Raw genomic sequence first — 16,075 nt, forward strand, 5'->3', positions numbered from 1 at the left:
GCACTTCGATAAGTGTACCCCAACAATTGACATAGAGCCTCATTTTTTAAAAAAGTACACAAAAAAATCGTCCTATCCTGTAAAATGAAGGTACCAGCACAACATTCCAGAAAGGACGATTTTTATGAGCAATCAAATGATTACTACTGAAAATTATAACACGCAAATGACACTTTTTCCAGAGACAGAGGAAAAAAAGCCCTCTAAAAGACCATTAGCCCCTACTTTTAAACCCTATGACAATCGTCAAACTCAAGTGATTTTTGATATTGAAGCCCTTATACCAGAACATCACGTCGCACGAGTAGTGGACGAAATGGTGGAATCTGTACCAGATGAGCTATTGTTTTCTCATTATAAAGGTGGTGGCAGAAGTTCCTATCATCCCAAAATGATGCTGAAAATCATTCTGTATAGTTATTCCCAAAAGGTTTATTCCTGCCGTGGAATCGAAAAACTAATAAAAGAAAATCTTCCTGCCATATGGTTAGCTGCGATGCAACAACCCGATTTCCGCACGATCAATGAGTTCCGCGGAGAACGGATGAAAGCCTTGATGGATGAGTTATTTGAAGCCATGATTCTAAAATTGATTGAAGAAAAGTACATCACAATGGAAAACTACTTTTTGGATGGCACCAAGATGGAAGCCAACGCCAATAAGTATTCTTTCGTGTGGAAAAAATCAACAGAGAAATGGGAAGCAACATTAAAAGAAAAAATTCAAGAAACACTTGAGTACATTCATGAATTGACACCATTAGAAGCTGGAACGGGAGAAAAGGAAACCGAACAACGTGAAGAGATCACCGAACATCATTTAGAGACAGTCGCTAAGGAGATAGAAGAAAAAGTTGAAACGCTAACAGAGGAAATAGAAAAGGAACCAGAGACAAAGATTCGTAAGGAAAAGGGCCAAGAATGCAGGAAATGGAAAAAACCTTTAAAGCTGATTCGGGAAAATTTCTTACCACGACTAGCTACATACAAGGAACAGAACGAAATCTTTGGCGACCGTAACAGTTATTCCAAAACAGACAAAGACGCAACCTTCATGCGCATGAAAGAAGATCATATGAAAAACGGTCAGCTCAAGCCAGGGTATAACGTGCAAATAGGGACAGAGAATCAGTTTATCTTGTTTTATACGATTCACCAACGACCTACAGACACGCGTTGTTTGATCCCACATTTGGAGAAACTGGCGGCTACTTCTTTACCGATGCCCAAAACAGTCATCGCGGATGCAGGATATGGCAGTGAAGAAAACTATGTATATGCGATTGGTGATGAGAAAGAGCCTCGATTGGATTTTCTCATTCCTTATGGATCCTATGTACGAGAACAGACACGCAAATACAAAAAGGATATCCAAAACGCGAAAAACTGGACCTATTGTGAGCAAGATGATGGTTTTATTTGCCCGAATGGAAGGAAAGTAACATTTAAAAAATATCAAAACCAAAAGAATCCATCTGGTTATGAACAAAGCTTCAAAATATACGAATGTGAAGATTGTACAGATTGCCCATTAAAAGCGAAATGCACGAAGGCGAAGGGCAATCGTCAAGTTCACTGGAATACCGTCTTCGAAGAAATGAAAGCGAAGGCAAAAACAGCCCTTGAATGTGAAGAGAAAGCCGCCATCTACGCTCGGCGCAAAGTCGAAGTAGAAAGTGTGTTCGGTCACATCAAGGGCAATCGGTCGTTCCGCAGATTTTCTTTGCGGGGCCTCGACAAGGTACATGTCGAGTTTGGGATTGTGGCGTTAGCCCACAACATACTGAAAGTAGCAGGCATCCGCCAGCTACTTTCGAAGAAAAATCGAAAAAATACAAAAGCAAGTGGAGAAAAACGGCTCGTTTTTCTCCACTTGTTTCATTTTAGGGACTTATCAGACAGCCCCGTCATTTCAATCTTATTCGCCTGTTTCAGCAAATTTTTTGATACGCGTGCCGATTTCATCGCGAACACGTTGGAATACAGCCCATTTTTCTTCTTCTGTTCCCTCTGCCTTTGCAGGATCATCAAATCCCCAGTGTACGCGTTTCACGTGTGGTGGTGTTACCGGGCAATGGTCTGCTGCATGACCGCATAATGTTACTACCAAATCAGCTTTGTTTAAAATTTCAGGATCAATGACATCAGATGTTTGGTTGGAAATGTCAATCCCTACTTCTTTCATGACTTTTACTGCGTTTGGATTTAATCCGTGAGCTTCGATACCGGCGCTATAAACTTCCCACTCGTCGCCAAGATATTTTTTGGCCCATCCTTCTGCCATTTGGCTACGGCAAGAGTTACCTGTGCATAAGAAGTAAATGATCTTTTTGTTTTTCATGTTTCATTCCACCTTTGTTGTTAGTATGATACTGATTCTGTTTTAAAGTATTTTCGTTGAAACCATAATGCCACGTTGACCAATGCAATCATGACAGGCACTTCCACAAGTGGTCCAATGACAGCTGCAAATGCTGCACCAGAATGGATCCCAAACACGCCAACAGCTACGGCAATCGCTAACTCAAAGTTATTACTGCCAGCTGTAAAGGCAAGTGTTGTGGTTACAGGGTAGCTCGCTCCAATTTTCTTCCCTAAGAAGAAGGAAACGAAGAACATCAACACAAAATAAATTAACAACGGAATTGCAACTCTCACTACATCCAACGGCAAGCTTACGATAACGTCTCCTTTTAAAGAGAACATGACGATAATCGTAAACAATAAAGAAATCAATGTAATCGGGCTGATTTTTGGAATGAATACTTTTTCATACCATTGTCTTCCCTTTGCTTTCACTAACACAAAGCGCGTCAACATTCCGCCAAGAAACGGAATTCCTAAGTAAATGAACACCGACTTAGCGACTTCAATCATTGTAATATTAACGACAGCACCTTCTAGTCCTAACCATTCTGGAATGATCGTCACAAACACATACGCATAAACAGAGAAAAATAGCATTTGGAATACAGAGTTAAACGCCACAAGTCCAGCTGCGTACTCTCTATCTCCATTCGCTAAATCATTCCAGACAATCACCATAGCAATACAACGTGCCAGCCCAATCATGATGAGTCCGACCATGTATTCCGGTTTATCCGGCAAGAATACGATCGCCAACACAAACATAAGAATCGGTCCAATAATCCAGTTTTGTACGAGCGATAACACTAATACTTTCACATTTTTAAAGACGCGTCCCATCTCCTCGTAGCGAACTTTTGCTAACGGAGGATACATCATTAAAATTAAACCAATTGCAAGTGGAATCGATGTGGTTCCTACCTGCAAACTGTTCATTCCGTCTACAAAGCCCGGAAAGACGAATCCTAAGCCAATTCCCGCTGCCATAGCAAGGAAAATCCAAAGCGTTAGGTATCGATCCAAGAACGATAGACGTTTTTTCCCCGTATTACTCATTGTCTCACTCCCAATTTAATTAGTAGGTTAACAACCGCAACGGAGCGTAGGGTTGGTCTCCTCAATCTTACGAATATTCTCTGTTTGATCTGGAATATGTTGCAGAATATCTTGGATGAAATCATAGAACTCATTTCGTGGATTGAGGGAATAATAAATCCACTGCCCCCTCCTATCCTCTTTTACTAATCCTGCATCTTTTAACTTGCGAAGATGCTGACTAATAGACGGCTGACTCACGTCAAACACCTCAAGAAGCTCACATACACAACACTCACGTTGTTTTAAAATTGCCATGATCGTTAAACGTGTTTTATCACCAAGTAACTTTAAAACGTGTGATGCTTTTTCTATTTCCACTACTGTTTTTTGCATGGGAACACCTCCTATTCTTGTATGATTATATAGCTATTTACTTATATATATGAGCAAAAATGAAAGGTGATACTCCTAAATCCCTTTATTTTCAATTTTGTTCATCTTACACTAAATAAATGATGTCACATCTTTCATATCCACGACATGGATATTGTAGTATAACCATACTTACTCTTCTCTTCAATAAGTATATAACCACATACTTATATAAAACAAGAGAAAAAAACGACTTTAACATAATCTTTACAATTCAAACGAAAGTGTGAAAGATGGAAGTAAACTTGCCTTATCTCCTTCTCTATTTGTATATAAGTCATTTGCTTGCCTTCTTTCATAGTTCATATAATGCCGTGTTATGTAACCTGTTGTAACCGTAATTTTCTGACAAACCTCTCTTCACCTCATTCGAAACAGAAGTGTACATTGACAGAATTGTATATGGATTAATGACAAAATTCTATATGGTTTATGTATCTTGGACATAAACTTATATTGTTTTTATATTTATCGATATATATTTCCGTCATTTAATTGACATAATTATATATTGATAAAATACTGCACATGAGTATCCATAATTTAATTTTTATTTGAGATAGAATTTCTTTTGGCTAAATAACACGAGTGTAACTTAGATCCAATTTTTTTGACAGAATTATTCTTGATTCGCTAATTGAATCCAAGAATAATTCTGTCACTTTTTTATATATACAAAGCAATTACATAATCTAAAAGTAGTTCTCAATCTATACCTACAATTTGACTGCGACGTTCAAGCAATACAACATCACGCCATACACCATTTAACTTTCCAATACGTTGTCGAATACCGACTTCACGAAATCCAACACTTTGATGTAAACGTAAACTAGGTATGTTTTCAGGGAAAATCCCAGCAGTTAATGTCCAAAATCCTTTTTGCTCTGATTCTCTGATCATGACTTGTAAAAGTTGTTTTCCCACTCCTTTTCCTCGACTCACATCTCGAACATACACACTCACCTCCCCCACCCCTTCATACACGCAGCGATCCGATACTTTACTTATCTTACACCAGCCTTGAATGCCTTCTTCGTCTTCAGCGACTAAACATAAATTTGCGGCAATGGTCGATTCCCATTTTTCGAATGATGGTGCTGTCGTTTCAAACGTTGCTTGTCCTGTCGCAATTCCTTGCTCGTAAATTTCCTTCACTTGCAACCAGTCCTCTTTACGAAAGCTACGAATGTTCATATTAAAAATCCCTCCTTATTTTCATACAGAAAAGGCACTAGGAATCTCCCTAATGCCTTTTCTATCTTTTCAATGTAAAATTAACAACACTCACGATTAGATGTAGATGGACAGCATTCACTTTCAAGAGTCGCTTTGTCTGCAACATCTTGGCTTTCTTTTACTTCAACAATTTGAATATCGCAGCAACCTTGCTTTTCTTTTGAATTGCCAAATATAATTTTCAACATGTTCATTTGAAGTTCCTCCTTAAATGATATAGAATAAAAATCCTGATAACGTCGCCATTGTCATGACAGAACCTACAAACGCAAAGACTAGCTTCTTTCTAAAGATACTGTGTAATAATGTTATCTCCGGTAAGCTTGCACCTGCTGAGCTAATCATCAGTGCCATGACAGGTCCCAACGCCATGCCCTTTGCAATCAACATTTGCGAAATGGGAATCATCGTAGAAAGACGGATGTACAAAGGGATTCCGATGATTGCTGCAAGTGGAACAAGCCACCACTTATCACCCCCCATATAGGTTGAAATCCATTCTGTCGGTACAGCGCCATGAATAATGGCTCCAATGCCTGCACCTAAAAGCAAATATGGATAAACCGTTTTCATTAAGTGAAAGGTCTCCTGTAAAGCTTCTTTCATGTTTCGTTTCTTTCCGATCTCTACTTCTCCTGTTATCATTACTTGCTTAACATGATTTTCAAATCCGAGTTTTTCAAGAGCAAACCCAATTAGTATGGTTAAAATGGTTGTGATAATGGAATAAGAAATCGCTACTTTTACTCCGAGTGTCGCAGCCATGAGTGTCAATATGGTGGGGTCAAGCACAGGTGAAGCAAATAGAAAAATCATCACAATACCGAAACGGACTTTCTGATTTAGAAGCGATACGACAACCGGGATCGTAGAACATGAGCAAAATGGTGTAACAAAGGCAAAAGCAACAGCAACCAATGCCCCCAATAATGGATGATGCTTTGTTAACAAACTTTGCATTTTATAATAAGGAATATATCCTTCGAAAAAGTTAATGACGAACGAAATAGCAACAAACAAAAGAGTTAATTCTAGCGCAATATAGAGAAAGTCTTGAAGAATCATTATGCTCATTTATACTCTCTCCTTATTTTGATTTTGTTTGCAAAGTGCAACTATTAATTTAACGAATAGGCAAGCCTTTATACACTTGCCTTAAAATAACGGTTTACAACATACACTTGATTTTGCCATACATTCGTTTAATAGCTTAATGGAGCGTAGAACTGTTTCTTTTTCAAACTCGCTCATATGCGAAAATACTTCATTTAAATACTGATTCATCTCTGTATCAATTCTCGTAGCCACGTACTTTCCTTCTGTCGTCAACGATAAAATATATATACGTCGATCTTCGGGATATGGTGTTTTCTTGACTAAATTCATCTTAACAAGCGTTTGAATTTGACGACTAAACGTCGTAATGTCCATAGCGAGGGAATCAGCCACTTGCTGCATGGACGGTTCTTTTAAGCGATCAATTTCGTATAAAATGTGGCTTTGAACAAGAGAAATCTCGATTCCACCTACTGAGCAACAATTTTTGTTTAAAAGCCCAAATCGTTTAGCCGTGACTTGGAATAGTTCGCGAACATTTTCCATCTTCTCACCTCTTAATGGCATCATACCATATTATTTGCATTTTACAAATAAAAACATAAGAAAAAACTGCCTATTTTTTTCGACATTTTTTCGACAGTTTTTAGGTTCAATTTATTCCGTTAGCCAATCTTACTCATACTGTGCAAGATAAACTGCGAGCCTTCAATAGACACGTATGTTGAGTTACAAAAAAGTTGTTTAAAAAAACAAACGCCATGGAGTAAAATAGAAATAAATCCAAACATGTGTTTTTTAATTTAGAGCGTCTAGATAATAGTGGGGTGGACAATGGTTAAGATAATTAGTTATAAAGGCAAAAACTTAACCTTACATAAAGCTATTAAAAACCCAAATTTTGAAGGGAAAACGGTATTGGTTAATGACCCATGGGAATATGTGGAGATGTGGTTAAAGAGGAATAATCATAATGATGAAGCATTATTTTATTGGCAACAATCTAGACAATTTTATGAAGCATCAACCATGCTTCCTCTAACGTCTTCACCATTAACCACATACTATTGTTTTTTGAATGCTGCTAAAACTTTACTAATAGTTAAAAATGTCCCATTTTCTGATTATCATGGTGTAGGTGGGTGGAGTAAAAATAGTAAAGTGTCCTTAAGTAATGAATACATTCAAATTCATACTGGAGGTATTTTACCTGCTTTGTGCAAGTATTTAGATGAACCGGTAAATACTCGTGAGACTTATGTATTAAGAGATGTTTTATATAATTTACCTTTTATTCATAGGGCGTATTGCCTTACTTATACATCTACAAAAGAGTTGTTCATCCCTATTAGGAAGGCATTTTTTGCAAAAAAGAATGGGTCGTCAGAAAGTTGGTTTTCGGCAGAAATAGATCCTAAGTACGCTAATGGTCATACATTAAAAAAAATAGCGAAAAATTTTGAAAAAGATCCAAATTTCCAGAATGCTTTTGTAGTAAGGACTAAACAAAGATTCCGGTGGAGAAAAGACGATCCAAACAAGTTGAATAAATTGGTTACTTTCCATCGTAAAATCCGAAAGCAAATTCATTATATAGCTGGAATGTCAAGATTATGGTATATCAAACGTGAAGGGATTGATGGAGTTATTCCACGAAATCCAATGAGCCTAACCTTCGCAGGAATGCATAGATTAAGTGAGTTATCAAGATATGAACCAGTAGTTTTATCAAAACATCTTGGTAGCCAACATAACTGGTTGCTTTCAGAATTTATCAAAAATGCGCCTTACCAGTTTATAGATCACATTGCTTCCGAAATAACTGGTGAAGAATTTATGTCTCCTGGTATAGTTACGAGGAAAGATTTGTTATAGTTGTTGAGTGATAAAAAAGTTGTTTAATTTACAATTTTGTTACTGTTTTCTGAAACATTGAGGTATTTAATTCAAAAATTAAACAACTATATTTTTAACACCGTTCGAAAATCGAACGGTGTTATGCGTGTTGTGGTTTGGATTTTAAATGACTTTTTTGTTCGTGAACAATAGGAAATCGGCTTTTTATCCAAAAAATTCAATTTAGGTATAAAATCATCATTTTTGTGCTCAGAACCACGTACCTAAATATATTCTGCATAATAATCATCCAGTTTTTTCCTTATTATTTTCTTTGCCTCGGGCGAGATTTTATTAAAATATCCTACTTTGTGGGTCATGATTTTCGGCTTAAATCGCTCAGCCAATGGGAGCTTCTTCTGCTCTTCAATAATAAATTCTGCTTTTCGAATCGCAAACTGGTCCATGCTTTCTGCGATACTCTGAATGTATTCCAAAGTTCTCGGGAGTTTTCTCTGATATTTCTGATACCATTTCAGTTTTGCTTCCTTGAATAAAGTATGACGTGTAATACGAACTGGAGGTATTTTCTCCAAAAGGCGATGATAACTCTGTATGACTTCTTTTAAATATTCTTCATCTCGCTGTTCCCAATCAACAAATTCTCTTATAGGAACTCTCTCGGTTTCTTTATAATTTAACCTGTCGAGCCACTCCCGGTCATGGCGGTGCAGCCTCTTAAATAAAGCTGTATTTCTTTTGGATAATTGTGATTTTGTATCGTCTGGATAGGTTTGTAACAATTCTAGCCATTGCTTTCGATCCTTCTCTTGATCGTATTTTAACCACTGACTTTTTTTCTTCGTTACCTTCTTATTTTCTAATACTCGAGTGACGACTGATGGTGATATCTTCAATATTTGCGCAATTTTATAAGTCGACAGACCTTCTTTGTGTAGATTAGAAATGTGTTCCCTCAATAAGCTGCCTGCTTCAACTACAACATCCCATGTATACAATTCTGTGTGTGAGGGAATTCCTTTTTTGCGATACGTGAACCCACATTTCGTGCATTGAACATAGTAAAACGTGATTTTTTGCTGAATTTGATGAGTTACATGACAACATTGGTTCATTTGATATACAGAACAAAGTCGATTGAGACAGACAAACTTTTTCTTAGCCACATTAATGTTATATACATCCTTGTTATAAAGCGACTTCCCTTGTGCAAATAAATCCTGTAACGAATAAGAGTCATCAAGTTGAAACACTTCATATAAAAAATTAATAAGGATCAGATGTAGTAAAGGATGCTGCCGAGTTTTTTGAGTTTTCCACAAATCCTTTACTCGATGAATCCGAAATCGATGATGCTTCCAAAACAGTTCCAACGTTTCATCGCCGTAGTAGTCCACTATATCACTTAAAAAGGGTTTAGTTAAAACGGAGGAATGATAACTACCGTATCCGGCATGTTTAAGTAAACCAGTATAGATTTGTGGTCTATACTCAAAAAACTCATCATCTTTTTCATTCGTATCCAATATTTTTTGTGTTAACTTGGCCAAGCGAATTAACGCCTTTCGATTGATATTTGTAGGGGTATATACATTCGTTTTTTTACAGTTATCCTGATTCGGAATTTCAAATGTGTCAGGATTTCTTACGATGGTGCTATCATCCGTTTCTTGTTGATGCTCTACGCAGTAATAGACCCCCGGCAGTTGATGATGTAATTTCCAAAAGCCAAGTCCTTTTTCAGATAACGCTTGCTGAAGACACTCGTGACAAAACCGAAGATAAATAAAATCTTTAATCCTTGAAGCGCCTTTACCACTAGACAATATAACTCCTGATCGATCCGTATAGAGCATACTATCCATCATTTTTTGAGATTGTTCGGTATTACCAAAAAACGTGAAATAATTAAAGCTAGTGTGGTCATATACCCATTCTTCCATTGACGATTTGATATTAAATTTTTTGGTTGCCTCATGTAGTGTTGATAGCCCTAGAGGCATATCAATATTGTAGCCATGAGCAGCTGCATAATATTTATTAAAAATCTCTGAGCTTGTCCGAACCATGGAATCATTTCCACTCATGTGATGATATTTAGAAACAACAGAATAAATGGTTTCACCATTTACCACTTGTGGAAAGATCGTTATCAATCCCCTCTCCCCTTTCATTGCCCATTTCCACTTTCTTAATAAATCCTACCTTTACTAAATAATGATGAATGTCTTCTTCCCTAACTCCTTGTTCGATTTTCCGCAACACATTTTCCATTATCTCATTCTTAAACAGCGTGGATTTTTGATTATTTGGCTCTAATTCGTCTAAAACCCGTTTTATAATATCCACCAAATCCTTACCTTTATGATCTTCTAGCACTCTCCTGAGAATGATATCTAATTTGTTAGATGAAATGTTCATTTGTTTTAACAAATTATATGCATCCTGATATAAAGTGCTACGTTTCATTTTCTTGACTTTTTGCTCTTCATTTTCAACCTCAATGCGTGTCTTTTCAATTTTTAAATCAAAGTTAAGAGGCACAATATCATCAAACTGTAATAGCTCTTTTTTATTTTGCGTTCTTAATGCATGAATCATTGGCTTAATCATTTTTAAATCTTCATTAGCGACCTGCTGCATTAATTCAGGCGTAATCTCTTCTGCCCCCACTTCGATCGCTCTCAACTGTGATAAAAAGAATAATTTCAAAACAATATCAATAACTCCTTGTGTTTCGTTGTAAATGACATGTAAATGCCTTTTGGTTAATTTCGAAACGTTTAAAGTCAATTGATTTTTCCATAACGACTCAATAAAAAGATTCCAATCGTCGTCTTCCGTCTTAAAATTCTCCCAAACGATATCGCCAATCCCACAACTCCTCCTAGCTTGACGGAAATCCTTTTGCAGTACAGATCTGGCCTTCATGGTACCGACAAGAAGAATAGGAATCCCCACAGAGTTCGTTAAAGTAACAAAAAAATTCATCATTTGCTCGTTTCCCGATCCACGGCTAGATATTAAATGTTGAATTTCATCAATCACCAGAATACCAATCGCATGAATTTTAGCTAAATGGGCCATATTCATAACCATGGCACTCGTAGAAAATCGCGCTGAGCCGAATTTTTTTAAATAATCAGTCCCTAACAAATCGTCGATTTCTTTAAAAAACATAAGGCATAACGTTTTTAGAGAGCCATCATGTGGACAGTTGATTTTAAGCCAAGGGATTTGATATCGATTAATGGGTGAAGGATGAAAAATGACCCTTGGATAATAAGACAATATCAGCTCAATACTTCTACTTTTCCCCATCCCCGGTATGCCTAAGAGAGAGAAACTATGGGAGTAGGAAAACACGGCACCTTGATCAATCGTTTTATTAAATAGTCTCGAGTATTCGGTTTTATCTAACGGGTTGCGCTCTACATAACCCATTCTCATGAGAATGGAGATACGATTATTTAAATCCAAGGTCTGCCCTAGGGGTTGAAAAAACTGATTTAATCGCTGCAATAAATGAAACTTCATTTCAGGAGGAAAAGCACGTTCTTTTTCAGAGAACACGCAATCCTTTAGTAAAGAATTATAAACTTGACCATAGCTTCTAATGGGGGGCAAACATTCGATGAAAGGATTGTTTTGGTAATCCTCAAGTACGAAATCCCCATCCAATTTAGGCTTCATATTCATCGCCCTTTCTTATTTCATTTAAACCTAGTTCAATAATTGATTTTCTTTTAAAGCTATTAGACAACTGCCCCATTCCTTTGGCTGGCTCTGGCTGCTCTTTTTTTGTATCCAGTCGATTTTGTTGTCTTTCGATCTCCCGTTCGTAACGTCTATTCCCTTTTATGTTTCTTATTTGTTCACTCTTCGAGCTTTTCGGTGTCTCAAAAGACTCACTGTCTGCTTTTTTTATAAATTCATCCGTTGTTTGCTTAATGATATGGATCGTGTTCACATTTTTATTGATTTGTTCTGCCTGAGCTTTGTTTTTTTGTTCGGATAATACTTGATTGAGGAAGTCAATATCTTCAAACGTCGTATGGCGGTAGGTTTCTTGATGAGGAAGCAAAGACGCTTGGATAAATTGGTTTTCATGGTGTATATAAATATGTTCCGTATCGCGTGGATCGTAGCTAATGTCTACTTTCCATGAACCTTGATTACGTGCCACAGAAAACCAGTTTTCACTTGAAGCGACTTCACATGTGTATAGCGCCCCTTTAAATTTAATGCCATGTTGCGTAACAGTCGCTTTACTTCGTGGCAGCAATCTGAAGTACACTTGCTCAGTTGAATAGCTCATTAAATGACTAGGATTTTGACGGATGCCCCAACTCCATATATTCAACGGAGTAGGAATGACTTGGTCTTCAATCATTGCCTTAGTGAGAGGATATTGATTACAATGACTATTGTTGTAATGTAGAATGCAATGAATAAGTAGCGAAGTAAATTCCTGTATAGTCAACTTCGCTTCTAACCGATAGTCTTTTCCTCCTCGTTCTTGAAAATCAGGCTTAATATAACCAGGAGCAAAAGGTTTGATAAATTTCGGTATGAGATCTAATACTTTTTCTACCGTTCCTTTCATATCGGCACGATATGACGAAGTATTTTCCACCCTAATTTTAAAGTTCTGTGTTAATACATCGGAGTTATATCCAATAAACTCCCCTTTATCTGCAAGAATGGCTCTTGGTAAATATTTGGATGGCCACTGCTCTTCTGAAATTTCGATGCCGTACTGCTGGCAAAGCTCTACCTTATCTTTAGCTGTATGAATTAAGGCTTGCATAGCTCCGAACCATGATGACTGACTCTCTAAGCCTACATAAAATCCTGTAATCATACGACTAAACACATCTACCACCATATAAATGGTCGGTCGTCCAATAATCTTGTCACGTCTATAGCTGCTGACCAAATAAATATCTCCTATTGTTGAATCTATTTCGAAACGCGTTCCCGGTGCCATAGCTTCATACACAGCTGAACCTTCGGTTCCTCTATGATTTCTCTGATAGTTCTTCTCTCCTTTCTTCTTCACGATTTTTTGTGTTGGATTAAATAATTTTCTGGCCCAATAATGAAACTGCCTCATAGTCGGAATTTGGTCTTTTACTTTTATTGTTTGGACGCCTTGATCATTGGTGACTTGTTCTGAGTAATACAAGTAAATCATCATATCATATGCAAATTTAAGCGTTGCGCTTTCATCTTTGAAATAGAAATCATTTAATACCTTCTTAATCTGCTGCTTTACCTCATTAGTGATGACAATGGAACGATTGTTAGTGCTTGGTCTCCCCATTCTTTTTTGGTGTTGCTGTTTCTCTTTCCCTTTTCCTCCTGACAAAATTCTTTGATCCACCAAGGCTAAAGGAGTCATTCCGCCTTGCCAATACTTTTTGAGGTAGGTATAAATGGTGACATCTGATACACTAAATTCGCTCATGATACGTTCTATAAGCCGATACCTCTCTGTTTTCAGATAGATATCTGGTTCTTGATTCACCAAAGGTGCAATAATTTCCCATGCCCGATTGTTTGCCAATAGCTTACGGTCACTTAAGATGATGTTCTCCTCGTCGATACGGGTAATTTCTTTACGCAATATCCCCTTAAGTACATCCTCAATTAACATTTCATAAGGCATTTTGGCATTAGACCTTAAATCAATCACATAAGCATAAGTATTGCTAGGATTTATCCATAATATTCTGAATTTTTCGTTTGTGATGAGATTTAGATAGACTGAATTGACCGTAATCATTTTGTTCCTCCATTCAATAAAGAGTTCCAACTTTTATTAAAGTTCAAGCGCTTCGTTAGATTGACAGAGATGATTTTATTACTAATGAGACTTTTTAGAGCATTTAAAAGAGTCACCTCATCGATTCCTATGTCTTCACTTAGCTTTTTTAAAGTATGAATGACCTTTTCTCTAGGGTTCACCCTGCTTATTTTGTGCCTTAAGACATCTAGAACACCTTCGTCTACACCAAAAGGAAACAATTGATACTGACGCAAATCCTGAAGATTCACCGCAAAATCTTTGTTTATTTCTTTGTCCGTTACGACTCCCCAATCAATACCGAGCTGATCATAATAATATTTCTCAATCAGTAATTTTTCTAATGTTCGTTTTTTTAAAAGATCTTTAAATGACTTTATTGAGCGCGCAGCATAACAAACATCGCCCTGATCATTTTTATAAGTGATCATGAAATCACTGGTCATCACAATATTGATTTTGGTCTTTGGGTCTTTCGGATGTGCAAAACCCAATAGCTCTGCGATTTCAACCGTTTTTTCCATCTCTAAAATGGGGTATTGTTCTCTAATATCAACAACGGAATCTTGCCACTCTAGTATGTAAAAAAAATATCGCTCCAAATCCGATAAGAAATGATATTCTCTCTTTACCTTTGTCCCCATTTCCCGTGCGACTCGACCATTCGACGGCACATCTCTAACGGTTAACCAAGGTTTGTAATTTTCAAACTCTCCTTGACCACGCCCTTCCTTGATATACTTATCAATTCTTTCAAAAGTCCAATGGTACTGAAACCTTGCCATAAATAAAATCCTCCCCCCTAATAAAAAATACACAACTTGCTTCAACTACAGTCTAGACAAGTTGTGTATTTTTATACATAATATCTAATTTTTATTCCGTTTTTTAAAACTTTTTTTGTAACTCGTTTTTAAAAGTATTTTTGTATTTTAAGACTATTTTTGTATTTTAAAACTTTTTTTGTATCTCTACAATTTAGAAATTAATATAATTTAACGGGTTCACAGCATTAGATTTCGCTGCATTCCACGGACCGCGGTGCAATTCGAAATGAAGATGCGCTCCTTCTGACCAGCCGGTGTTCCCCATATACCCGATGATTTGGCCCTTTTTGACCGTTTGTCCTTCATGAGCCAAACGGGATTCTAAGTGAGCGTATACGGTCGTATACACTTGTCCGTTAATGACATGCGTAATAAATATAACGTTTCCGTAGCTTTGTGAATAATAGGAACGAAATACATATCCGTCTGCTGCTGCCACAACAGGCACTTCAGCCGCACGTTTGCCAATATCGATACCAGCATGAAACTCGCTGCCGCGCATTCCAAAGCCGGACGTAACTGGGCCATTGGCCGGTCTCATGAACGCTCCGCTTGTCACAGCCGGCACCCCTGCGCTTCCTCCGCCCGAAACATAGGACGGGCCTGAAGAACTAGATGTTTTTGACGCAGTTGCTTTTGCTTTTGCGGCTTGTTGCTGCTGTTGGATCAACAGCTGCTGAAGCTGTGCCTTCATCGCTGCTTCTTGCTTTTTCAGCACCTCTTGCTCTTCCGCAAGCGCCAATTTTTTCTCATGAACATCTTGCTCTTGCTTCTCAAGCTGTGCCATCAATTGGTCTTTCTCCTTAATTTGCTGGCTCAGCTGTTGTTTGAGCTGCTGAAGCTGCTGCAAATCACTTTGCAGCGACGCAAGCTTAGTCGTCAACTCATTTTCTTTGTCTTCCTTCAGCTTTTTATCCGCTTCCTGCTCTGCGATAATTTGCTTGTCCGCTTCAAAGATGGTTGTTACCGCGCTAATGCGATCGATAAAATCGCCAAAGCTTTGCGCCCCTAGCAGCACATCAAGATAGCTGACCAATCCGCCGCTTTGCTGTAAAGAACGGACGCGTTCCTTTAACAGCTCATTCCGCTTTTCGATACGCTCCTTCACCTCTGCAATTTCCCTCTGTAAAACTTGAATATCTTGTTTCGTATCTTCGATCGTGGCAGATAGATCGCGAATTTTTCCGCTTGTTTCTGATACGGCCATATCAAGCTTTTTGATTTCTGCCGCCAGCTTCTCCTGCTGGGATTGCAAGCGAGTAATATCCTGATCGGCTTGGCTCATCTGGTTTTGAATCGACGATTGCTTGGATTGAATATTGTTAATCGCATTGCGCTTTTGTTGAATCTCCTGATTGCTTACCGCACCGACTAAGTACGGAGAAAAACTGGATGCGCCAATGACGGCCGCTGCTGCTAATGAAAGCACCTTTTGCTTCACGACTTCGTT

General features: G+C 37.7%; 13 protein-coding genes and 1 pseudogene. 2 read left to right on the forward strand and 12 right to left on the reverse strand.

The features are described 5' to 3' along the window. Positions 1-166: 166 nt before the first annotated feature. Positions 167-1,906, forward strand: a pseudogene (locus GRQ40_RS16475) (IS1182 family transposase); the annotation flags it as partial. 12 nt (positions 1,907-1,918) lie between these two features. Here GRQ40_RS16475 and arsC read toward each other — a convergent pair. From arsC to GRQ40_RS16510, 7 genes are all read right to left on the reverse strand, one after another. Further along, positions 1,919-2,341 (reverse strand): arsenate reductase (thioredoxin), encoded by a 423-nt coding sequence (gene arsC / locus GRQ40_RS16480; protein ID WP_159720392.1) that lies wholly within the window; start codon positions 2,339-2,341, stop codon positions 1,919-1,921. A gap of 20 nt (positions 2,342-2,361) precedes the next feature. Then, entirely contained in the window at positions 2,362-3,423 is a 1,062-nt protein-coding gene (gene arsB, locus GRQ40_RS16485; protein WP_159720393.1) for an ACR3 family arsenite efflux transporter, read from the reverse strand. A 27-nt stretch (positions 3,424-3,450) separates the two neighbouring features. Then, on the reverse strand, positions 3,451-3,798 hold the full coding sequence (locus GRQ40_RS16490) for an ArsR/SmtB family transcription factor (protein WP_159720394.1): 348 nt from the start codon (positions 3,796-3,798) through the stop codon (positions 3,451-3,453). Positions 3,799-4,542: 744 nt separating this feature from the next. After that, positions 4,543-5,034, reverse strand: coding sequence for a GNAT family N-acetyltransferase (locus GRQ40_RS16495; RefSeq protein WP_159720395.1), 492 nt, complete (start codon positions 5,032-5,034; stop codon positions 4,543-4,545). Between the two features lie 80 nt (positions 5,035-5,114). After that, a complete protein-coding gene (locus GRQ40_RS16500) occupies positions 5,115-5,270 on the reverse strand; it encodes a hypothetical protein (protein ID WP_159720396.1) in 156 nt (51 codons plus the stop codon). Between the two features lie 13 nt (positions 5,271-5,283). Then, positions 5,284-6,150 carry a permease gene (locus tag GRQ40_RS16505; RefSeq protein ID WP_159720397.1) on the reverse strand — a complete coding sequence of 289 codons (867 nt, stop codon included), beginning with the start codon at positions 6,148-6,150 and terminating at the stop codon, positions 5,284-5,286. An 81-nt stretch (positions 6,151-6,231) separates the two neighbouring features. Next, positions 6,232-6,678 (reverse strand): MarR family winged helix-turn-helix transcriptional regulator, encoded by a 447-nt coding sequence (locus GRQ40_RS16510; RefSeq protein WP_159720398.1) that lies wholly within the window; start codon positions 6,676-6,678, stop codon positions 6,232-6,234. 288 nt (positions 6,679-6,966) lie between these two features. Between GRQ40_RS16510 and GRQ40_RS16515 the strand changes: the two genes are divergently transcribed. After that, positions 6,967-8,007, forward strand: coding sequence for a YaaC family protein (locus GRQ40_RS16515; protein WP_159720399.1), 1,041 nt, complete (start codon positions 6,967-6,969; stop codon positions 8,005-8,007). Between the two features lie 245 nt (positions 8,008-8,252). Here GRQ40_RS16515 and GRQ40_RS16520 read toward each other — a convergent pair whose 3' ends face one another. The 5 genes from GRQ40_RS16520 to GRQ40_RS16540 form a co-directional block, all read right to left on the reverse strand. Continuing rightward, a complete protein-coding gene (locus GRQ40_RS16520) occupies positions 8,253-10,145 on the reverse strand; it encodes a TnsD family Tn7-like transposition protein (protein ID WP_159720400.1) in 1,893 nt (630 codons plus the stop codon). After that, complete coding sequence (locus tag GRQ40_RS16525; protein WP_159720401.1) at positions 10,111-11,682, reverse strand: ATP-binding protein; 1,572 nt, start codon at positions 11,680-11,682, stop codon at positions 10,111-10,113. Before GRQ40_RS16525 ends, GRQ40_RS16520 begins: the two co-directional genes overlap by 35 nt. Next, positions 11,672-13,777: a Mu transposase C-terminal domain-containing protein gene (locus GRQ40_RS16530; RefSeq protein WP_159720402.1), complete on the reverse strand. Its 2,106-nt coding sequence runs from the start codon at positions 13,775-13,777 to the stop codon at positions 11,672-11,674. The genes GRQ40_RS16525 and GRQ40_RS16530 overlap by 11 nt, the downstream gene beginning before the upstream one ends. Next, entirely contained in the window at positions 13,774-14,583 is an 810-nt protein-coding gene (locus tag GRQ40_RS16535) for a TnsA endonuclease N-terminal domain-containing protein (protein ID WP_159720403.1), read from the reverse strand. The genes GRQ40_RS16530 and GRQ40_RS16535 overlap by 4 nt, the downstream gene beginning before the upstream one ends. A 193-nt stretch (positions 14,584-14,776) precedes the next feature. Further along, positions 14,777-16,066, reverse strand: a complete 1,290-nt coding sequence (locus GRQ40_RS16540) for a murein hydrolase activator EnvC family protein (protein ID WP_159720404.1) — start codon at positions 16,064-16,066, stop codon at positions 14,777-14,779. Positions 16,067-16,075: the final 9 nt, after the last annotated feature.

Origin of the sequence: Anoxybacillus sp. PDR2, assembly GCF_009834045.1 — a bacterium.
Taxonomy (GTDB): Bacteria; Bacillota; Bacilli; order Bacillales; family Anoxybacillaceae; genus Anoxybacteroides; species Anoxybacteroides rupiense.